Source organism: Micrococcus sp., assembly GCF_030523875.1.
Lineage (GTDB): Bacteria > Actinomycetota > Actinomycetes > Actinomycetales > Micrococcaceae > Micrococcus.
In genome coordinates, this window is record NZ_JAUNHR010000001.1 from 1 (window position 1) to 20,523 (window position 20,523).

The 20,523-nt window shown below is 74.6% G+C and carries 19 protein-coding genes; 11 read left to right on the forward strand and 8 right to left on the reverse strand.

Features of this window, described 5'->3' with window-relative positions:
* From Q4D18_RS00005 to Q4D18_RS00015, 3 genes are all read right to left on the reverse strand, one after another.
* Positions 1–730 (reverse strand): SURF1 family protein (locus tag Q4D18_RS00005; RefSeq protein ID WP_303124584.1); only part of this gene is annotated, 730 nt, incomplete at its 3' end.
* Positions 727–1,041 (reverse strand): hypothetical protein, encoded by a 315-nt coding sequence (locus Q4D18_RS00010; RefSeq protein WP_303124586.1) that lies wholly within the window; start codon positions 1,039–1,041, stop codon positions 727–729. The genes Q4D18_RS00005 and Q4D18_RS00010, both read right to left, overlap by 4 nt.
* Positions 1,038–1,472 (reverse strand): DUF3099 domain-containing protein, encoded by a 435-nt coding sequence (locus Q4D18_RS00015; protein ID WP_303124587.1) that lies wholly within the window; start codon positions 1,470–1,472, stop codon positions 1,038–1,040. The genes Q4D18_RS00010 and Q4D18_RS00015 overlap by 4 nt, the downstream gene beginning before the upstream one ends.
* Before the next feature lie 158 nt (positions 1,473–1,630).
* Between Q4D18_RS00015 and Q4D18_RS00020 the strand changes: the two genes are divergently transcribed.
* Together Q4D18_RS00020 and Q4D18_RS00025 are read left to right on the forward strand one after the other, a co-directional pair.
* Positions 1,631–2,365 carry a beta-ketoacyl-ACP reductase gene (locus Q4D18_RS00020; RefSeq protein WP_303124588.1) on the forward strand — a complete coding sequence of 245 codons (735 nt, stop codon included), beginning with the start codon at positions 1,631–1,633 and terminating at the stop codon, positions 2,363–2,365.
* 48 nt (positions 2,366–2,413) lie between these two features.
* The gene (locus Q4D18_RS00025; RefSeq protein ID WP_303124589.1) at positions 2,414–3,187 is read left to right on the forward strand and encodes an SDR family oxidoreductase; all 774 of its coding nucleotides are present in this window, start codon (positions 2,414–2,416) and stop codon (positions 3,185–3,187) included.
* Positions 3,188–3,291: 104 nt separating this feature from the next.
* Here Q4D18_RS00025 and serB read toward each other — a convergent pair whose 3' ends face one another.
* A complete protein-coding gene (gene serB / locus Q4D18_RS00030; RefSeq protein WP_303124591.1) occupies positions 3,292–4,143 on the reverse strand; it encodes a phosphoserine phosphatase SerB in 852 nt (283 codons plus the stop codon).
* A gap of 84 nt (positions 4,144–4,227) precedes the next feature.
* Between serB and Q4D18_RS00035 the strand changes: the two genes are divergently transcribed.
* From Q4D18_RS00035 to Q4D18_RS00055, 5 genes are all read left to right on the forward strand, one after another.
* Positions 4,228–5,076 (forward strand): ABC transporter ATP-binding protein, encoded by an 849-nt coding sequence (locus Q4D18_RS00035; RefSeq protein WP_303124592.1) that lies wholly within the window; start codon positions 4,228–4,230, stop codon positions 5,074–5,076.
* Entirely contained in the window at positions 5,073–5,915 is an 843-nt protein-coding gene (locus tag Q4D18_RS00040; protein ID WP_303124593.1) for a sulfite exporter TauE/SafE family protein, read from the forward strand. The genes Q4D18_RS00035 and Q4D18_RS00040 overlap by 4 nt, the downstream gene beginning before the upstream one ends.
* A 50-nt stretch (positions 5,916–5,965) precedes the next feature.
* Positions 5,966–6,796 (forward strand): RNA methyltransferase, encoded by an 831-nt coding sequence (locus tag Q4D18_RS00045; protein ID WP_303124706.1) that lies wholly within the window; start codon positions 5,966–5,968, stop codon positions 6,794–6,796.
* A gap of 112 nt (positions 6,797–6,908) precedes the next feature.
* On the forward strand, positions 6,909–7,166 hold the full coding sequence (locus Q4D18_RS00050) for a type B 50S ribosomal protein L31 (protein WP_248123346.1): 258 nt from the start codon (positions 6,909–6,911) through the stop codon (positions 7,164–7,166).
* Positions 7,167–7,423: 257 nt separating this feature from the next.
* Positions 7,424–8,482, forward strand: a complete 1,059-nt coding sequence (locus tag Q4D18_RS00055) for a biotin/lipoate A/B protein ligase family protein (RefSeq protein ID WP_303124596.1) — start codon at positions 7,424–7,426, stop codon at positions 8,480–8,482.
* 85 nt (positions 8,483–8,567) lie between these two features.
* On the opposite strand, the gene pepN is transcribed toward Q4D18_RS00055, so the two are convergent.
* Positions 8,568–11,249 (reverse strand): aminopeptidase N, encoded by a 2,682-nt coding sequence (gene pepN / locus Q4D18_RS00060; protein WP_303124598.1) that lies wholly within the window; start codon positions 11,247–11,249, stop codon positions 8,568–8,570.
* A 61-nt stretch (positions 11,250–11,310) separates the two neighbouring features.
* On the reverse strand, positions 11,311–12,555 hold the full coding sequence (gene glgC / locus Q4D18_RS00065) for a glucose-1-phosphate adenylyltransferase (protein WP_303124600.1): 1,245 nt from the start codon (positions 12,553–12,555) through the stop codon (positions 11,311–11,313).
* Between the two features lie 111 nt (positions 12,556–12,666).
* Here glgC and glgA point away from each other — a divergent pair, with 111 nt between their 5' ends.
* Positions 12,667–13,863, forward strand: a complete 1,197-nt coding sequence (glgA, locus tag Q4D18_RS00070; RefSeq protein ID WP_303124602.1) for a glycogen synthase — start codon at positions 12,667–12,669, stop codon at positions 13,861–13,863.
* Between the two features lie 90 nt (positions 13,864–13,953).
* Here glgA and Q4D18_RS00075 read toward each other — a convergent pair whose 3' ends face one another.
* On the reverse strand, positions 13,954–16,080 hold the full coding sequence (locus Q4D18_RS00075) for an acyl-CoA dehydrogenase (protein ID WP_303124604.1): 2,127 nt from the start codon (positions 16,078–16,080) through the stop codon (positions 13,954–13,956).
* A 1-nt stretch (position 16,081) separates the two neighbouring features.
* Complete coding sequence (locus Q4D18_RS00080) at positions 16,082–16,750, reverse strand: TetR/AcrR family transcriptional regulator (protein WP_303124606.1); 669 nt, start codon at positions 16,748–16,750, stop codon at positions 16,082–16,084.
* A 94-nt stretch (positions 16,751–16,844) separates the two neighbouring features.
* Here Q4D18_RS00080 and Q4D18_RS00085 point away from each other — a divergent pair, with 94 nt between their 5' ends.
* The 3 genes from Q4D18_RS00085 to Q4D18_RS00095 all read left to right on the forward strand — a co-directional run bounded on the left by Q4D18_RS00085 (position 16,845) and on the right by Q4D18_RS00095 (position 20,513).
* Positions 16,845–18,182: an acetyl-CoA C-acetyltransferase gene (locus tag Q4D18_RS00085; RefSeq protein ID WP_303124608.1), complete on the forward strand. Its 1,338-nt coding sequence runs from the start codon at positions 16,845–16,847 to the stop codon at positions 18,180–18,182.
* A 70-nt stretch (positions 18,183–18,252) separates the two neighbouring features.
* Positions 18,253–19,617, forward strand: a complete 1,365-nt coding sequence (locus tag Q4D18_RS00090; RefSeq protein WP_303124610.1) for a 3-oxoacyl-ACP reductase — start codon at positions 18,253–18,255, stop codon at positions 19,615–19,617.
* Complete coding sequence (locus Q4D18_RS00095; protein WP_303124612.1) at positions 19,614–20,513, forward strand: MaoC/PaaZ C-terminal domain-containing protein; 900 nt, start codon at positions 19,614–19,616, stop codon at positions 20,511–20,513. Before Q4D18_RS00090 ends, Q4D18_RS00095 begins: the two co-directional genes overlap by 4 nt.
* Positions 20,514–20,523 lie beyond the last annotated feature (10 nt).

The window sequence follows — 20,523 nt, forward strand, 5'->3', positions numbered from 1 at the left end:
CCATGGCCGCGAAGATGTACCACTGGATCGCGTAGGACAGGTGCGGGCCCTCGTCGAGGGTGGGCTCCACGAGCGCGCTCGGCGTGGTGTCCGCGGCGGGGGTCTCCTCGACCATCAGGCCGTACGCGGTGCCCGCCACCGGCCCGTCCACGAGACCGCCGATCTGGGCCAGGTCGATCGAGGGCACCTGCCCGTCCGGGGCGTCCCGGTCCAGGGCGGGCTCGCCGGGCTTGACGCGCACCACCACCTCGCGGGCGTCTGGGTGCGGGGCGGGGATCGTGTCGGGCCGGCCCGGCTGGGAGCCGATGGGCAGCCAGCCGCGGTCCACGACCACCACCGGCCCCTCCTGGGTGCGGAACGGCACGAGCACCTCGTAGCCGGGGCGCCCGGCGCGCGGCCGGTTGCGCACCACGAGGGTCTGCTCCTCGACGTACTCGCCCCTCAGCGTCACGGGGGTCCACTCGTCGTCGCTGTCGACGGCGGTGAACATCCCGGACGCCTGCGCGAAGGGGACCGGCTCGTCGTCGTAGTTCTCCAGGACCCGGTTGACCTGGTGCATGACCTCCACTCGCCGGTCCCACTGCCACTGGGCCAGCCCATGGCACAGGAGGGCGAAGAGGATGCACACCACGAACCCGAAGATCCAGCCCGGGCTGAGCACGAAGCCGAAGCGCAGCGGCGGCAGGTCCGTCGGGGCCTCCTCGACGACGGGCGTGGGGGCGGGGCTCATGCGGGGTCCTCCCGGGGGGTCGGGGCGCCCAGCGCGGCGACGTCCCGCAGGAAGCCGCGCGAGGCGAGGAAGTCGTCCAGGTGCGCGCGGTGCTCCTCGCACGCGGTCCAGGTCTTCACCCGGTCCGGGGCGTGCACGCGCGGGTTGTTCCAGTGCAGGGCCCACACCGCCGGGGCGGTGCAGCCGCGGCGGGAGCAGACGGGGGCGCCGTCCGGCGTGGCGGCCTCCGCGGAGGGGCGGGCGGCGGGCACGGAGGGGGAGGCCGGGTCGTGGCCGGCGGCCAGGGCGCCCAGCAGGTCGGGGCCGGTCACGCGACGCCCCCGGGCCGGGCGGCGGGCAGGGCACGACGCGCGGCGGGGTCGTCCTCGTCCACCACCTCGCCCACCAGCACCACAGGCTCGGCGGGGGCGGCGGCCGCACGGGACGGCTCCGCCGCGAGCGCGGGGCGGGCCGGCGCGGTGGGGCGGATCTGCCCGGCGGCGTGGGGGCCGGCGTTGTTCACGCGCACCACGGCGACGTAGGGCAGGATCACGGCGCCGGCGATGAACACCAGCTGCCACCACCCGTGGGTGAACAGGGCGGCGATGAAGCAGGCCGTGCGGACGGCCATCTGCACGACGTAGACGCGCATGCGGGCCTGGCGGTCCTCGCTGCGCGGTGCGGCCGCGGTGGTCACGCCCTGGACGTCCGGGGCGCGGCGCGCGCCGCGGCCCGTGGGCGTCCCGGGGTCGGCGGTGGTCATCGGACTGCTCCTCACCGGGGGTGTCGGGTGCCCTCCACGGCGGTGCGCCGTGCGTAGAGTGTGCTGCATCGGCGGACGCACGAGAGGAGATCCGGTGAGGATCGCCGTCGTCGCCCGTTGACCCTCCAGTCTAGTCCCGAGCAGCGAAGGTGGTCGTCATGGCCGAGCAGTCCGCGTCCGAGTCCCAGGGCCGCAGCGTCCTCGTCACGGGAGGCAACCGGGGCATCGGGCTGGCCGTCGCCGAGGCCTTCCTCGCCGCGGGCGACCGGGTGGCCGTGACCTCGCGCTCCGGGGAGGGCGGCCCCGAGGGTGCGCTGACCGTGGCGGCCGATGTGACCGACGCCGCCTCCGTGGACGCCGCGTTCCGTCAGGTGGAGGAGGCGCACGGCCCGGTGGAGGTGCTCGTGGCCAACGCGGGCATCACCCACGACCAGCTGCTGCTGCGCATGACCGAGGAGGACTTCACCTCGGTGGTGGACACCAACCTCACGGGCTCCTTCCGCGTGGTGCAGCGCGCCACCAAGGGCATGATGCGCCTCAAGCGCGGGCGGATCGTGCTGGTCTCCTCCGTGGTGGGCCTGCTGGGCTCGCCGGGCCAGGTGAACTACGCCGCGTCGAAGTCCGGCCTCGTGGGCATGGCCCGCTCCATCACCCGCGAGCTCGGGGCGCGCGGGGTGACCGCCAACGTGGTGGCCCCCGGCTACATCGACACCGAGATGACCCGGGCCCTGGACGAGGACCTGAAGAAGCAGTACAAGAAGTCCATCCCGGCCGGCCGCTTCGCCGATCCGGCGGAGGTGGCCGGCGTCGTGCGCTGGCTCGCCTCGGACGAGGCCGCATACGTCTCCGGGGCCGTGATCCCCGTGGACGGCGGCCTCGGCATGGGCCACTGACCCCGCACCCCGCACCATCGACCAGCACCCCTGCCGCAGGAGGCACCCATGACCGAGAACACCACCCAGGACCTCGCCGGCAAGGGCGTCGTCGTCACCGGCTCGTCCCGCGGGATCGGGGCGGAGACCGCCGCGCTGCTGGCCGCCCGCGGCGCCGGCGTCGTCGTGAACTACCGCCAGAAGGCGCCCCGGGCGAACAGGGTGGTCCAGGGCATCGAGGCGGCCGGCGGCCGTGCGGTGGCCGTGGGCGGGGACGTGACGCAGGCGGAGGACCGCGCCGCGCTGCTCGACGCCGCCGTGGAGCACTTCGGCTCCCTGGACGTGCTCGTGCTCAACGCCTCCGGCGGCATGGAGTCCCAGTTCGGCGAGGACTACGCCATGACCCTCAACCGGGACGCGCAGGCCGCGCTGGCCGACGCCGCCCTCGAGCGGATGTCCGCTGGCGGGCAGATCGTGTTCGTCACCTCCCACCAGGCGCACTTCATCGACGAGGTCCCCACGATGGACTCGTACGAGCCCGTGGCGCGCTCCAAGCGCGCCGGCGAGGACGCCCTGCGCGAGCGCATCCCGGCGTTCACCGAGAAGGGCGTGGGCTTCGCCGTGGTCTCGGGCGACATGATCGAGGGCACCATCACCGCCACCCTGCTGAACCGCGCCGAGCCGGGGGCCATCGAGGCCCGCCGCGAGGCCGCGGGGAAGCTGTACACCGTGGAGGAGTTCGCCGCCGAGGTGGCGGCCCTCGTGGGCCGGACGGACCTCGAGGTCGGGCACACCGAGCTGGTCGGCGGCGCGCAGGACTTCCTGGCCCGCCAGCAGGGCTGAGCCCGCCGCGTACGCTCCCTCTCCGGGGGGTTGTGGTCACGACGCGCCGTACGCTCGCCCCGCGACGCGGCGCGTCGTGACCACAGGCGTCTGTGGCCTGGCGGTCAGAGGCCCAGCAGCCAGCGCACCGGCGTCAGGGACGGCACGTCCAGCTCGACGTCCGCGTGCTCGCGCAGCGCCGGCTTGGCGCACAGGGCCACGCCGCAGCCGGCCGCGGCCAGCAGGTCGATGTCGTTGGCGCCGTCGCCGAGGGCCACGGCCTGCTCCGGGGTGGTCCCGGCCTCCTGCGCCCAGTGGCGCAGCATCCGCGCCTTGGCCGCCCGGTCCACCACGTGGCCGACGATCCGCCCCGTCAGGCGCCCGTCGATCACCTCGAGCGTGTTGGCCGCCCAGGCGTGCAGGCCCCACCGCTCGGCCAGGGGCTCCAGCACCTGGGTGAAGCCGCCGGAGACGGCGCACACCCGCCCGCCCGCGCCGGACACGGCCGCCACGAGCTCCACGGCCCCATGGGTCGGCTCCACCGTCGCGACGACGTCGTCCACCACCGACGCCGGCAGGCCCGCCAGGGTCTCCACGCGCGCGTGGAGGGACTGGGCGAAGTCGAGCTCGCCGCGCATCGCCCGCTCGGTGACGGCCGCGACCTCCGCCTCCCGCCCGGCGTGGGCGGCCAGCAGCTCGATGACCTCCTGACGGATCAGGGTCGAGTCCACGTCCGTGACCACGAGGGGCGCGGACGCGTCGGCCAGCGGACCCGGCAGGACGGCCGCGGCCCAGCCCTCCGGCGCGGCGACCTCCTCCGCCCCGCGCCAGCGCCAGCCCTCGAGCACGCTGCCGTCCGGGCCCTCGGCGTGCAGGGCCTCGGCCTCGGCCGGGACGGCGGCGGGACGGTCCGCCCCCGGCGCGGCGGCGTCGGCGGGGGAGAGGGCGCGGTGGATCAGGCGGCGGGGCTGGCTCATGCCCCGATGGTAGGGGTGGCCTCCTCCTCGATCGGGCACATGGCGCGGGTGCACGCGTCCCCGCCCCGCACTAGGCTGGCCGCCATGACCGCGCCCCACGATGCCGCCCGCCCCTCGCCCGCCGCGTTCGAGGACCCCTTCACGCCCGACGAGGACGCGGTCCTGCAGCTGCACGGGGTGACGGTGCGCCGCGGCGCCAAGGACATCCTGGCCGGCGTCGACTGGACGGTGCGCGCGGGGGAGCGGTGGGTCGTGATGGGCCCGAACGGGGCCGGCAAGTCCACGCTCCTGCAGATCGCGGCCTCCCGGATGTTCCCGACCTCCGGCGAGGTGGGCATCCTCGACGAGGTGCTCGGCGCCGTCGACGTGTTCGAGCTGCGCCCGCGCATCGGCCTGTCCTCCGCGCTGCTGGCGAACCAGGTGCGCGAGGAGGAGACCGTGCAGGACGCCGTGATCACCGCCTCCTACGGCATGACCGGCCGCTGGCGCGAGGAGTACGAGCTGGAGGACCGTGCCCGCGCGCTCGGCCTGGTCTCCGAGTGGGGCCTGGCCCGCCTGGCGCACCGCCGGTTCGGGACCCTCTCCGAGGGCGAGCGCAAGCGCGTGCTGATCGCCCGCGCCCTCATGACGGACCCCGAGCTGCTGCTGCTGGACGAGCCCGCCGCAGGCCTGGACCTGGCCGGCCGCGAGGCGCTCGTGGCGCAGCTGAGCGCCCTGGCCGAGGACGAGGCCGCCCCCGCCACCGTGCTGGTCACCCACCACGTGGAGGAGGTCCCCCCGGGCTTCACCCACGCCCTCCTCCTGAGCGAGGGCGCCGTGGTCTCCGCCGGCCCGCTCGAGGAGACCCTGACCTCCGAGCGGCTGTCCGAGGCGTTCGGCGTCGCCCTGAAGGCGACCCGCACGGACGGCCGCTACACCGCCGTCGCCGCGTGAGCACGCTGCTCACGTCCCAGGTCCTGGGCATGGACCTGTGGCAGGTCCTGCTGGTCCTGATCGCCGGGTTCTGGGCGGGGACGATCAACTCGATCATCGGCTCCGGCACGCTGGTGACCTTCCCGACCCTCGTGGCCGTGGGCTTCCCGCCGGTCACCGCGCAGGTCTCCAACGCGATGGGCCTGGTGGCCTCCGGGTTCTCCGGCACGTACGGCTACCGCCGCGAGCTCGGCCAGTCCCGGGCCCTGCTGCCCCGGCTGACGCTCGCCTCCTTCCTGGGCGCGGTCATCGGGGCGGGCCTGCTCACCGTCCTGCCGCCTGCGGTGTTCGGGTACGCGGCGCCGGTGCTGCTGGTGCTGGCCCTGACCATCGTGGTGCTGCAGCCGCGCATCCAGGCCTGGGTGCGCCGTCGCTCGGCCGACGGCGGCGAGGTCCCCGGCGCCGACTCGCCCGTCCCCGTGGGGCCGGCGTCCCCGGCGCTGTGGGCGCTCGTGTTCCTCACCGGCATCTACGGCGGGTACTTCGTGGCCGCGCAGGGCGTGATGCTCATGGCGATCTTCGGCGTGATGCTGGTGGGCGGCACGCTCGTGCACGCCAACGCGGTGAAGACCTGGCTTTCCCTCGTGGTGAACCTGACCGCCGCCGTGTTCTACCTGCTCTTCGCGTTCGACCGGATCGACTGGCGGGCCGTGGCCCTGATCGCCGTGTCCTCCCTGGTGGGCGGCTCGGTGGGCGCGCGGATCGGCCGGCGGATCTCCCCGACCGCGCTGCGCGTGACCATCGTGCTCGTGGGCCTCGCCGGGCTGGCCGTGATGGTCGCCCGCCAGGTTGGCGCGTGAGCGGGACCGCCCCGGGCCCGGCGGGGGAGCCCGCCCCGTTCCCCGGCGAGGTGCGGCTGCGCACGACGGCGGACCTCGCCGACCCGCGTCTGGCCCCCTACACCACGCTCACCGACGCGGCCCTGCGTCGGGACGCGGACGCGGCCCACGGCGTCTTCCTCGCCGAGTCCTCGCCCGTGGTGCGTCGCGCTCTCGACGCCGGCCACACGCCGCGGTCCTTCCTGCTGGGGGACCGGTACCGCGAGTCCTTCGCGGACGTGCTCGCCGCGCACCCCTCCGTGCCCGTGTTCACCGGCCCGGACGAGGTGCTCACCGCCCTGACCGGGTTCCATCTGCACCGCGGCGCGCTGGCCGCGATGGACCGCCCGGCCCCGCGCCCCGTGACCGATGTCCTGGCGGGCGTGCGCCGCGTACTGATCGCGGAGGACCTCGTGGACCACACCAACCTCGGCGCGGTGGTGCGCTCCGCCGTCGCCCTGGGCTGGGACGCCCTACTGCTGACCCCGCGGGCGGCCGACCCGCTGTACCGGCGGGCGATCCGCGTGTCGATGGGGACCGTGTTCCGCCTGCCCTGGGCGCGCACCGCGGGTCCGCTCGAGGACGTGGTCCCGGTCCTGCGGGAGGCCGGGTTCGCGACGGCCGCCCTGGAGGTGACGGACCGCGCCGTGGGCCTGGACGCCCCCGAGCTGGAGCCGATCCGCAGCGCGGACCGCCTTGCCCTCGTGCTGGGCCAGGAGGGACCGGGCGTGCGGCCGGAGACGCTGGCCGGCGTCGACGCCCACGTGGTGATCCCCATGCCGGAGGGCGTGGACTCCCTCAACGTGGCGGCCGCCGCGGCCGTGGCCCTGTGGGAGCTGCGGGCACGCCGCGCCGATCGATGACGGGCAGGGCCCATGCGGTAGAGTGGGCCGCTGGCCCGCCCGACGGCGGCGCCTCCCAGACCACCTCTCGCGCCCCTGGTCCCAATCAGGCGGCTGGAACGAAGGACACACCATGAAGACCGAGATCCACCCGGACTACCGCTACGTCATCTTCAACGACCTCGCCTCCGGTGAGAAGATCCTCACCCGCACCACCGCGAACTCCTCGAAGACCGCCACGTGGGAGGACGGGAACGAGTACCCGATCATCGACGTCGAGATCTCGGCCGCCTCGCACCCGTTCTACACGGGCAAGCAGCGCATCATGGACACCGCCGGCCGCGTCGAGCGCTTCAACGCCCGCTTCAAGGGCTTCGGCGGCAAGAAGTGATCTGAGGCGGCGTCGCGCCGCCCGCCCGATCCTCACGAGGGGTCCGGCACCCGGGAGCACCGGGTGGCGGGCCCCTCGTCGCGTCCGCGAGGCCTGCGCGCACCCGTGCGACCGACCGCTCCGTGGGCAGAAGCGGCGAACGGAACGGCTCCGTGGGCAGAACCCGCAAGCGACGCCGCCGCCCCGGTCGGGCCGCGGGGTTCCGCCGCGGGCGCACGGCCCCGACCCGCCGGCGCACGGGTCCGTAGGCTGGGCCCATGAGCACACACCACGGCGAGTACAAGGTGGTCGGCGGCAAGCTGGTGGCCGCTGACCTGACCATCGAGGACGGCCGGATCGTCTCCGCCAGCGTCAACGGCGACTTCTTCCTGGAGCCCGACGAGGCCCTCGAGGACCTCAACGCGGCCGTCACCGGCCTGTCCGCGGACGCCGAGCACCGGGCGATCCGCGACGCCGTCCAGCAGGGCCTGCGGCCCGAGGCCGAGCTGTTCGGCGTGGACGCCTTCGCGATCGCCTCCGCCGTGCGCCGCGCCCTCGGCAAGGCGACGACGTGGGAGGACCACGCGTGGGAGATCCTGCCGCCGCAGCCGCTGCCCATCACGCTGACGGTGGCCCTGGACGAGGTGCTCACCCGTCAGGTGGCCGAGGGGCGCCGCAGCCCCACCCTGCGCCTGTGGCAGTGGACCGAGCCGGCCGTGGTGATCGGGGCGTTCCAGTCCCTTGCCAACGAGGTGGACCCCGCCGGCGCCGAACGGCACGGGATCACCGTGGTGCGCCGCATCTCCGGCGGCGGGGCCATGTTCATGGAGGCGGACAACTGCGTCACCTACTCCCTGCACGCGCCCGCGTCCCTGGTGGACGGCCTCGAGACCGCGGAGACCTACCCGTTCCTGGACGAGTGGGTGATGGACGCGCTCTCCCGGATGGGCGTGCAGGCGTTCTACCAGCCGCTCAACGACATCGCCACGCCCGAGGGGAAGATCGGCGGCGCCGCGCAGAAGCGGGTGGGCGCGGACGGCCTGCTGCACCACGTGACCATGAGCTATGACATCGACGCGGACAAGATGCTCGAGGTCCTGCGGATCGGCCGCGAGAAGCTCAAGGGCAAGGGGGTCGCCTCCGCGAAGAAGCGCGTGGACCCGCTGCGCCGCCAGACCGGCCTCTCCCGGCCGGAGATCTGGGAGACCCTGATGGCCGTCTTCGAGGAGCGCCACGGTGCCCGCCGTGCGGAGCTCGACGAGGCCACCCTCGAGGAGGCCCGCGAGCTGGCCCGCATCAAGTTCGGCACCCAGGAGTGGCTCCACCGGGTGCCGTGACGGCCCGCACCGCGACGACGCCGAGGGACCCGGTCCGTCCAGGACCGGGCCCCTCCGTGTGCGCCGCCGGGCGCGGCCGGGCCCGTCAGCCCCGCGGCTGGGCGGCCTGCACCCGTAGGGACCGCCGCAGCTGGTCGGTGTGCTCCACGACGAGCCTGCGCAGCGCCCCCGGGGCCTCGGGATGGCCGTCAAGCCAGCCCTGGGCCGCGGCGAGCACCGGGTGCCGCTCCTGGACGTCGGCGTCGCCGGCCACGGCGTCCTGGTGCAGCGGGAACAGCCCCGCGATGGCCCGTGAGGCCAGCCCGTTGGACCGGGAGGACCACACGCGTTCCAGCTCCGGGAACAGCCGCACGGCATACGGGGCGGTGAGGGCGGCGTCGCCGGCGGCGAAGCCCTCGGCGGTGGCGGAGAGCAGGTCGTTCGAGAGCTCCCCGCCCTCGGCGTCCCGTCCGGCCAGCACGGCATCCCAGGCCGCGGCCTTCACCGCCGGGTCCGGGAGGGCGTGCACGGCCAGGCGGTGGCCCACCACGGTCCGGGCCGTGCGCCGCTCCGCGAGCGCGGCGTCCAGGGCGGCGCGGTCGATCCGGCCGGTGGCCGCCTGGGCCTGGAGCACCAGCCAGCGGATCTCGTCGTCGACGGCCAGGCCGGGGGCGGCGGTCGGGGCGTCCGTCAGCAGGGCCTGCTCCGCGCGCGCCGCGAGCGTCGCGTCCCGGCGTGCGACCAGGCCCAGCACGCGCGCGGCGGCGCGCTGCCGGTCCGACCCGGCCTCGAGCCCGGCCACGTGCCGCAGGAGGAGGTCCCCGAGGCGTCCGCGCAGGGCCGCCCGCTCCCCGGCCGCCGCGTAGAGCCCCACGGCGGAGGCCGCCTGCGAGAGCACCTGGGTGTACACGCCCACGGGCGCGATGGTGTCCGCGAGCCTCTCGACGGCGGCCACGAACGTCCGCACGGGCAGGTCGCCGGCGCGCACCATGGCCCACAGGGCGGCCCACACGGTCGCCTGCGCGAGCGGGTCCGCCACCCGGTGGGCCAGCACCGCGTCCAGGGACGCCTCGTCGAGGGCCACGGCGGCGTAGGTCAGGTCCTCGTCGTTGGGCAGCACGAGGCGCACGCCGTCGCTCGGCACGGTGAGCCCCACGAGCGGGGTGCGCTCGACGCCGGCCGCCACGTCCGCCCGCAGGCTCGAGGTGCGCACGAGGGCGCCGGAGGCGTCCGGCTCGTACAGGCCGACCTGCACCACGTGGGGGCGGCGGATGGGCTCGCCGGTGGTCGGGTCCTCACCCGACTGGACGAGCGCGGCGGCCCCGTCCGGATCGACCTCGACGCGCAGGTGGGGGACGCCCGCCGTGTGGAGCCAGGCCTGCGCCCACGCGGACATGTCCCGCCCGGAGGCCTCGGAGAGCACCGCGAGGAAGTCCGCGAGCTCCGCGTTGCCCCAGGCATGGCGGCGGAAGTACGTGCGGGCCGCGGCCTCGAACGCGTCCCGGCCCACGAACGCCGCGAGCTGCTTGAGCACCGAGGCGCCCTTGGCATAGGTGATGCCGTCGAAGTTCTGGCGCGCGGCCTCCAGGTCCACGATGTCCGCGACGATCGGGTGGGTGGTCGGGTACTGGTCCTGCACGTAGGCCCACGCCTTGCGCCGCGACGCGAAGGACGTCCACGCCTCGGTGAAGCCGGCCGACTCGTCCGAGGCCAGCGTGCCCATGTAGTCGGCGAAGGACTCCTTCAGCCACAGGTCGTCCCACCAGCGCATCGTCACGAGGTCGCCGAACCACATGTGCGCCATCTCATGGAGGATCGTGTTCGCCCGGCCCTCGAGCTGTGCGCGGGTGGGCGCCGTGTCGTGGATGTAGTGCTCGGTGAACGTCACCAGCCCCGGGTTCTCCATGGCGCCCAGGTTGTACTCGGGCACGAACGCCTGGTCGTACTTGCCCCACTCGTAGGGGACGCCGAACAGGTCGTGGAAGAAGTCCAGGCCGTCCTTCGTGACGCGGAACAGGGCGTCCGCGTCCAGGTGCTCCGCCAGCGTCCGGCGGCAGAGCAGGCGCAGGTCGACGGCCGCCGCCCCGGTGGGCGGGTGGCCGTCCCAGCGGTCCTCGACCACCGCGTACGGGCCCGCCAGCAGGGCGGTGATGTAGGTGGACTGCGGCCGGGTGGGGGCGAAGGCCACGGTGACCGAGCCGTCGTCGTGGACCTGCCGGGAGGTCTCCACGCCGTTCGAGGCGAGCACCCAGTCCGCGGGGCCCGTGAGGGAGAAGGAGAACGAGGTCTTCAGGTCCGGCTGCTCGAGGGTGGGGAACACCCGGCGCGCGTCCGCCGGCTCGTACTGCGTGTACAGGTAGACCTCGCCGTCCGCGGGATCGACGTACCGGTGCAGGCCCTCGCCGGAGCGGGAGTAGAGGGCCCGACCCGCGATCCGCACCTTGTGGGCGCCGGCGCTGAGGGACGGCAGCACGATGCGGGCGCGGCCGGCGACCCGTGCCGGATCCAGGTGCCGCCCGTCTATGGACACGGCCGTGACGGCGTCGTTGAGGAAGTCCACGCGCAGGTCGGCGCCCTCGGTGAGGACGTCCACGCTGAGCTCGGTGGTCACGGCGAAGGTGAGCGCGTCCTCGTCGCGGACCCCTGCGAGGTCCACGTGGACGGTCTGGGCGGTGAGCCGGACGGCCGCGGCGCGGGCGCGGGCGTCCTCGCGGGTGAGCGTGGCGTCGTCGAGGGCGGCGGGGGTGGCGGGCGCGGACGACGGGGGAGTGTGCGGGGTGTCGGACATGGCGCCCATCACATCACACCGGCCCCGCCCTCGGGTCGAGAGCGGGGCCGGCGCGCTGGGGTCAGCGCGGGTCGGGCACCCTCTGGCCCTTGGACAGGACGGTCAGGCCGGACTCGGTGACGGTGTAGCCGTTGGCCTCGTCCTCGGCTCGGTCGAAGCCGATGCGGGCGCCCGCCGGGACCACCACGTTCTTGTCCAGGATGGCGTTGCGCACGTGGGCGCCCTCGCCGACGACGACGGAGTCCAGCAGCACGGACTGCTCCACCCACGCCTCGTTCTGGACGCGGACGTCGGTCGAGAGCACGGACTGCGCCACGGTGCCGCCGGAGACGACCACGCCCTGGGACAGGATCGAGTCGCCGGCCGTGCCGGGTCGGCGGGAGGCCGAGCGGACCAGCTTGGCGGGCGGGGACACGGACTGGCGCGTGTACAGCGGCCACTGCCGGTTGTAGAGGTTGAACTCGGGCCACGGCTGCACCAGGTCCATGTGCGCGTCGTAGTACGAGTCGAGCGTGCCGACGTCGCGCCAGTAGTGCTTGCCCGGGGTGCCGCCCGGGACCTCGTTGGTGGTGAAGTCGTACACGCCGGCCTCGCCGCGGGCCACGAAGGCCGGGATGATGTCCCCGCCCATGTCGTGGTCCGACTCCGGGTTCGCGTCGTCCTGGTTGAGCGCCTCCACGAGCGCATCCGTGTCGAAGACGTAGTTGCCCATGGACGCCAGGAACTGGCCCGGGTCGTCCGGCAGGCCCGGCGTGGTCGCCGGCTTCTCCACGAACGCCTTGATGCGCCCCGGGTCCGACGGATCGGTCTCGATCACGCCGAACTGGTCGGCGAGCTCGAGCGGCTGGCGCACCGCGGCCACCGTGGCCTTGGCCCCCGAGGCGACGTGCTGGTCCACCATCTGCTGGAAGTCCATGTGGTAGACGTGGTCGGCCCCGATCACCACCACGATGTCCGGCCGGGCGTCCGAGATGAGGTTCATGGACTGGAAGATGGCGTTCGCGCTGCCCGTGAACCAGTCCTTGCCGCGGCGCTGCTGCGCAGGGACGGTGGCCACGTAGTTGTTCAGCATCGTGGACATCCGCCATGTCTCGGAGATGTGCCGGTCGAGGGAGTGCGACTTGTACTGCGTGAGCACCACGATCTCGCGGTACCGGGAGTTGACCAGGTTCGAGAGGGCGAAGTCGATGAGCCGGTAGTCGCCGCCGAACGGGACGGCGGGCTTGGCACGGTCCGCGGTGAGCGGCATGAGGCGCTTGCCCTCACCTCCCGCGAGCACCACCGAGAGGACCTTCTTCTGCACCATCGTGGGACCACTTCCTCGTGACTGGGCGTCGTCGTCGGGGCCGGTCAGGTGACCCCCGGACCGGGCCCCGCCAGACTATCGGCACGCCGGGGCGGGGACTAGGTTGGAGGCGTGCGCATCGACATCGTGACCAAAGAGTTCCCCCCGTCCGTCTACGGCGGCGCCGGCGTCCACGTAGCCGAGCTGACCCGGGTCCTGGCCTCCCGGGCCGACGTCCGCGTCCACGCCTTCGGCGCGCCCCGGGACGCCGACTACCACGGCGCGACCGTCCACGCCTACGAGCAGCCGGCCGGGTTCGAGTCGGCGAACGGTGCGGTGCAGACCCTGGCCACGGACCTGTCGATCCTCGAGCACCTCGAGGGCGCGGACGTGATCCACTCCCACACCTGGTACGCCAACATGGCCGGCCACCTGGGCGGGCTCATGCACGACATCCCGCACGTGCTCTCCGCCCACTCCCTGGAGCCGCTGCGGCCCTGGAAGGCCGAGCAGCTCGGCGGCGGGTACGCCCTCTCCGGCTGGGCCGAGTCCACCGCCTACCACGGCGCGGCCGCCGTGATCGCGGTCTCCGAGGGCATGCGCCGGGACATCCTGCGCTGCTACCCGGACGTGGACCCGGCGAAGGTCCACACCGTGCACAACGGCATCGACACCGAGCTGTGGACCCCGCAGACCGGGTCGTCCGCCCTGGAGAAGTACGGGATCGACCCGTCCCGCCCGTCCGTGGCCTTCGTCGGCCGCATCACGCGCCAGAAGGGCGTGCCGCACCTGCTGCGCGCCGCACTGCGCCTGCCCGAGGACGTCCAGCTCGTGCTGTGCGTCGGCGCCCCCGACACCCAGGAGCTCGCCCACGAGGTCAACGGCCTGATCGCCCGCCTGCGCGAGGAGCGCGACGGCGTCGTGGTGGTGGAGGGCATGATCCCGCGGGCCGAGGTCATGGAGATCCTCTCCGCAGCCACCGTGTTCGCGTGCCCGTCCGTCTACGAGCCCCTCGGCATCGTCAACCTGGAGGCCATGGCGTGCGGCACCGCCGTTGTCGCCTCGGCGGTCGGCGGGATCCCCGAGGTCGTGGAGGACGGCGTGACCGGCCTGCTGGTGCCCGTGGCGCAGGTCGACGACGGCACCGGCACCCCCGTGGACGCGGACGCGTTCGCCGCGGACCTCGCCGACGCACTCACCCGGGTCCTCGAGGACCCGGCCCGGGCCGAGGAGATGGGCCGGGCCGGCCGCGAGCGCGCGATCGGGCACTTCTCGTGGGAGACCATCGCGGACCGCACCATGGAGGTCTACCGCTCCGTGGCCGGCTGATCCTCCGGCCAACCCGACGACGAGGGCCCCCGCCGCGGGATGCGGCGGGGGCCCTCCTGCACCGGTGGGTCGGCGCGGGCCGCCCCCGGGTCAGCGGCGGGAGGCCTTCTCCCGGTCCCGGATGACCTTCTCGTCCACCGGCGCCTCGCCCGAGGCGCGCAGGGCGGCGTAGTGGGCGGCCGCTTCGTCCTGGCGCTCACGCTCGGCGTCCGTGGCGATCTCCATCCGCAGGTGCTCGGGCTGGAGGCCGTACGCCTGGGTCAGCTCGAGCGCGAAGGGGCGCAGGCGCTCGGCGAGGCGGTTGACGTAGCCGCGCAGGGCGCGGCCCCGCTGGCTGGAGACGCGGCCGTGGGCCACGAACCAGCCCAGGTCGTCCTCGATCAGGCGGAGGGCGTAGAGATCGCGCAGCCAGGTCAGCACCGTGCGGGTCTGCGTGTCCTCCAGCGCCTCGACCGCGCGGGTGAAGGCCTCCCACTGGAGCAGCTCGGCGTGCATGCGGGCCACCTCGATCAGCTCGTGCTGCCGGGCATTGAACGCGGCGCTCTGCTCGGCCCGCGGCTTGGAGCGCACGGAGGAGAGGGTTCCGGCGATGTCCGCCACGCGGGTTCGGACGCGGTCGGTCAGCAGGGAGCGCTGCACCTCGGGGGCCTTGAACCAGTTGGCGGAGCGGCGCTCGTCGCCGCGGTCCTGCACGGACTGCACGGCCTTGTGCAGGCCCACGCGATGCAGGGCGTCCGAGGCCTCGGCGGACACGTAGCGGGACACCGCGCCCACGTTGAGGCGGCCGAACTCCTTGGAGTAGTCGGTCAGCAGGCGCTTGCCCACGAGCTGGAGCAGGACGGTGTTGTCACCCTCGAAGGTGACGAAGATGTCCAGGTCGGCGCGCATCTGCGTGAGGCGGTTGCGCGCCATGAACCCCATGCCGCCGGTGGCCTCGCGGCACTCCTGGAGGGCGTCCAGGGCGTGCCACGTGGTCAGCGGCTTGATCGCCGCGGCGAGGGTCTCCAGCTCCTGCCGGTCCTCGTCGGAGGCGTCATGCCCGGAGAAGACCTGGTCGAACTTCTCGAGGAGCTCGTTGGCGGAGAACTGGTCGGCATAGGTCCGCGCCAGGCGGTCGATCAGGCGGCGCTGATGGTTCTGGTAGTCCATCAGCAGCTCCTCGCGCTCCGGGTCGGTCGCGTTGAACTGCCGGCGCTGCTCGGCGTAGGTGATCGCGCCCTGCAGGCCCAGGAACGACGCGCCAGACGCGGCCTGCGCCAGCGAGACGCGTCCCTGCACGAGGGTGCCGAGCATCGTGAAGAAGCGGCGGCCGGGGGAGGCGATCGGGGACGAGTAGGTCCCGTCCTCGGCGACGTCGCCGTAGCGGTTCAGCAGGTTCGTGCGAGGCACGCGCACGTGGGTGAAGTGCAGCCGACCGTTGTCGATGCCGTTGAGGCCGCCCTTGAGTCCGTCGTCCTCGCCGCCGACACCGGCCAGGAAGTTCCCGTCCTCGTCACGGATGGGCACGTAGAAGCAGTGCACGCCGTGGTTCACGCCGCCCGTGATCAGCTGGGCGAACACCGTGGCCGCGCGGCCGTGCAGGGCGGCGTTGCCGAGGTAGTCCTTCCACGCCGCCTTGAACGGCGTGTGGATGACGAACTCCTGCGTGTCCTTGTCGTAGGTCGCCGTCGTGCCGATCGAGGCGACGTCGGAGCCGTGCCCGATCTCCGTCATGGCGAACGCGCCGGGGATGCTCAGGTCCATCGCGCCCGGCAGCCACGCGCGGTGGTGCTCCGTGGTGCCCAGGTGCAGGATCGCGGAGGAGAACAGGCCCCACTGGACGCCGGCCTTGATCTGCAGTGAGGGGTCCGCGAACACGAGGTCGGCGAACGCGGCGATGTTGCCGCCGTGGTCGTCCGCGCCGCCGAACTCGGCCGGGAAGGCCCGGTGCATGGTGCCGTTCTCCGCCAGGACGCGGAGCTGGCTCAGGACCCGCTCCCGGTGCTCGTCCATGCCGAGCAGCGGGTCGCGGTGCATCTGCGGGTCCCGGATCGTCTCCCGCACGGCGCGGCGGGCGTCGGCCCAGCGGCCCAGGAGGGCGTCCTCCAGGGCCGCCGCGTCGAGCGCGCCCGGCGTGGGGTGCTCGGGGGCGATCTCGTCCACATCGCGGGGGAGGGTCTCCGCCGAGCGGGCGGTGGTGCGGGTGTCGTCCGTGTCGGGGCGGGTGGTGGTGGTCATGTCAGTGCTCCTTGATCAGGGGGGACATCAGGGCGGGGGCGTGCAGGCCGCCCAGCAGCCAGCGCGTGACGGCGTCGGCGGTCTCGTCACGGCCGGGGCGGTCGTCCGCGGGGACGGCGAGCCAGGCCTCGACGACGGCGCGCACCATGCCGACGGCGCCGCGCGGCCACAGTGACAGCGGCGAGGCCGGCGTCAGGCCCGCGCCCGGCAGGGACCGGGCGAGGCCGTCGGCCAGCACGTGGGACACGCGCTCGAAGAAGGGGCCGAGCACCAGGGCGCCGTCCGCGTCCGGCTCCGCCTCCGTGATGGCGAAGGCGTAGACGGCGGGGGAGGAGGAGGCCACGGTGAGGCACTCCGCCACCATGCGGTGCAGGGCGGAGGGTCCGTCCGGTGAGCTGTCCGCGGCCTCCCGCAGGCGCTGCTCGACCCGCTCGGTGACCCGCTCGGCGACGGCCCGGCGCAGGCCGGCGCGGTCGCCGAAATAGCGGTAGAACACGGACTTGGACGTGCCGGCGTGCGCGGCGATCTCCTCCATGGAGACGCCGGGGCCGAGCTCGTGCACCGCCTCGCGGGCGGCTCGCACCAGCTCGCGGCGGCGCCGGGCGCGGTGCCGGTCCCAACGCGAGCTGCGTCCGTCGCGGACCGCGGGGTCCACTGTGTCTTGTTTCACAAGACCCAATGTATCAGGTACGCTCGGTATCAGTCATCAGGGCGTGACGATGCGCCCCAGCCGATCCCGGGCGCCGCCCGACGGAAGGACCGCCATGAGCACCGAACCCCGCACCCCCGCCACCGACCGCCCCGCCCTCGCCGGGGGCGCGCTGCGACCCGCCGTCGTGGTGGGCTCCAACCGCATCCCCTTCGCCCGCGCGCACACCGCGTACCGCGAGGTCACCAACCAGGAGATGCTGACCGCCGCGATCGACGGCCTCGTCGCCCGCTTCGGCCTCCAGGGGGAGCGCCTCGGCCAGGTCACCGCCGGTGCCGTGCTCAAGCACCCCCGTGACTTCAACCTCACCCGCGAGTGCGTGATGGGTTCCGCCCTGTCCTCCGAGACGCCTGCGGCGGACGTGCAGGTGGCCTGCGCCACCGGCATGGAGGCCATCGGCACGCTCGCGGACAAGATCCGCCTGGGCCGGATCGACTCCGCCATCGGTGGCGGCGTGGACTCCATCTCCGACTCCCCGGTGAGCTACACCGACGGCGCCCGCCGGGTCCTCTTCGACCTCAACGCCGCCAAGACCCTCAAGGACCGCGTCCGCGCCGTCTCCCGGCTGCGTCCGGGGCACCTGGTGCCCCAGCCCGCCGGCGCCGGCGAGCCCCGTACCGGCATGTCCATGGGCGACCACCAGGCCCTCACCACCCACGAGTGGGGCATCACCCGCCAGGCCCAGGACGAGCTGGCCGCCGCCAGCCACCAGCGCCTCGCCGCGGCCTACGACGCCGGCGTCATGGACGACCTCGTCACCCCCTTCCGCGGCCTGACCCGGGACAACAACCTCCGCCCGGACTCCTCGGTGGAGAAGCTGGCGAAGCTCAAGCCCGCCTTCGGCCGCCACCTCGGGGACGAGGCCACCATGACCGCGGGCAACTCCACCCCCCTCACCGACGGCGCGTCCGCCGTGCTGCTCTCCTCCGAGGGCTGGGCGGCCGAGCACGGCCTGCCCGTGCTCGCCGAGGTGGTGGACGTGGAGAACGCCGCCGTGGACTTCGTGGACGGCCGGGACGGCCTGCTCATGGCGCCGGTGTACGCCGTGCCGCGCCTGCTGGACCGCCACGGCCTCACGTTGCAGGACCTGGACTTCGTCGAGATCCACGAGGCCTTCGCCGGCACCGTGCTGGCCACGCTGGCCGCATGGGAGGACGAGTCCTTCTGCCGCGAGCGCCTGGGCCTGTCCGGCGCGCTCGGCTCCGTGGACCGCGCCAAGCTCAACGTGCACGGCTCCTCGCTGGCCGCGGGCCACCCGTTCGCCGCCACCGGCGGCCGCGTCGTGGGCCTGCTGTCCAAGACCCTGCACGAGGCCGGCGAGGGCTCGCTCGGCCTGGTCTCGGTCTGCGCCGCCGGCGGACAGGGGATCGTCGCCCTGCTCCGCGGGCGCTGAGCGACCCCGCCCCGTCTCCTCTCCTCCCGCCCCTGGCCGGCGGTCCGCCGCCGGCCGTGAAAGGACCACCATGCCCTCCTCCGACCCCTATGGCGACCTCGTCCGCAGCCCCCTGGGCCGCCGGCTCACCGGCGCCCTCGGCCTGCCCCGCCCCGCGCAGCTGCGTCGCCTTGAGGTGGGCACGCCGGAGTTTGGCGGGGACGTCCTCGTCCTCGGCGAGGGCCCCGGCGCCGAGCAGGCCCGCGCCCTGGTCAGCGCCGCGGGCGCCCGCCCCGTGGCCGAGGCGCCCGCCGAGGGCGGCCTGACCGGCGTCGTGGCGTGCTTCGACGCGGTCGCCCACCCGGGCGACCTCTCCGCCACGGCGCTGGCCCTGGGCGGAGCCCTGCGCTCCCTGGGCCCCAGCGCGCACGTGGTCACCGTCGTGCGCGACCCCGAACAGGCCGAGGACGCGGCCGAGCGGGCCGCCCGCGCCGGCGTGGTGGGGCTGACCCGTTCGCTGGCGCACGAGATGCGCCGCGGCGGCACGTCCAACGTCCTGCTGCTGCGCGACGACGCCGCGCTCTCCGACCCCGGCCCCGCCGGGGCCCTGGCCTTCCTGCTCTCCCCGCGCTCGGCGTTCGTGTCCGGCCAGCCTCTGCCGGTCGGCCCGGGCACCCCGGCACCCACGGGGGCGGCCGGGGAGGCCGAGGCCCCGCTGGCGGGACGCGTCGCCGTCGTCACGGGCGCGGCCCGGGGCATCGGCGCGGCCATCCTGCGCACGCTCGCCCGGGACGGGGCCACCGTGATCGGCGTGGACCTGCCCGCGGCGGGCGAGGACCTGATGCGCCTGGTCAACGAGGTGGGCGGCACGGCCCTGGCCCTCGACATCACCGCCCCCGACGCCGGCCGGCGCCTGCTCGAGCACGCCCGCACCCGCCACGGCCGCCTGGACGTGGTGGTGCACAACGCGGGCATCACGAAGGACCGCATGCTGGCGAACATGGACGCGGCCCGGTGGGACGCCGTCATCGCGGTGAACACCGCCTCGCAGCTGGCGATCAACGAGGTCCTGCTGTCCGAGGACGCCAAGGACACCGTGGCGGCGGACCTGCGGATCGTGGGCCTGGCGTCCATCTCCGGCATCGCGGGCAACCGCGGCCAGACCAACTACGCCGCCTCCAAGGCCGGCGTCATGGGTCTGACCGCCGCGACCGCTCCCGTGCTCGCCGCCCGCGGCGGCGGCATCACCGCGGTGGCGCCCGGGTTCATCGAGACCGAGATGACCGCCCGCATCCCGATGCTCACCCGTGAGCTCGGCCGCCGCCTGAGCTCCCTGCAGCAGGGCGGCCGCCCGGAGGACGTGGCCGAGGCCGTGGCCTTCCTCGCCTCGCCCGCCGCCTCCGGCGTCAACGGCACCACGCTGCGCGTGTGCGGCCAGGCGATGATGGGGGCATGACCGTGCAGACCCGCCCCCTGACGACCATGCCGGCGCTGGCGCCGCTGTACGCCCGCGCCGCGGCGCAGGCCGGCCGCGACGCCCTGCGCCGGCGCTCCCGCCCGGCCGAGCTGCCCGCCACCCGGCTGGTGGTGGCCGACCACCGGATCGGCGAGGACGCGGTGCGCCGCTGGCGCGAGGGCGTGGGCCCCGTGGACCCGGCCGCGCTGCCCTCGGTGCTGGTGCACACCCAGGTGTTCGGCGTGGCGATGGAGCTCATGGCGGACCCGGAGTTCCCCCTGCCCCTGCCGGGCATGGTGCACCTGACCAACTCGGTGACGCACCGCCGCCCCGTGGCCGCCGGGCGTCCCCTGACGGTCACGGCCGAGGCCGTAGGCCTGGTACCGCACCACGCGGGCACCGCGGTGGACCTGCTGGTGCAGGTGCGGGAAGCGGACGCGCCCGATGACGCCGACCCGGCCTGGGAGGGCGTCTCCCGGTACCTGGCCCGCGGCGTGCACGTCTCCCCGCTGCGGCCCGAGCGCCCCGCGCGCGAGGAGTGGACGGCCCCGGCCCTCACGGCGCAGTGGAGCCTCGGCGCCGGAGCGGGTCGCTCCTACGCCCGCGTCTCGGGGGACTGGAACCCCATCCACCTCTCCGCGCCGTCGGCGAGGGCCTTCGGCCAGAAGGGGGCGATCGCCCACGGCATGCTGCTGGCCGCCCGCATGCTCGAGCGCCGGGAGCCGGCCGCGGCCGGGTTCCGCTGGGAGATCGCCTTCGAGGCGCCCGTGGTCCTGCCCGGACGCGTGGCCGTGCGCTACGCCGAGGAGGCCGGGGGCCTCACCCGGGTCACCGGCTGGGACGCGCGCCGCGGCCGCCGGCACTTCACCGGGTCGATCGCCCCGCTGCAGGGCTGACGCCGCCGGC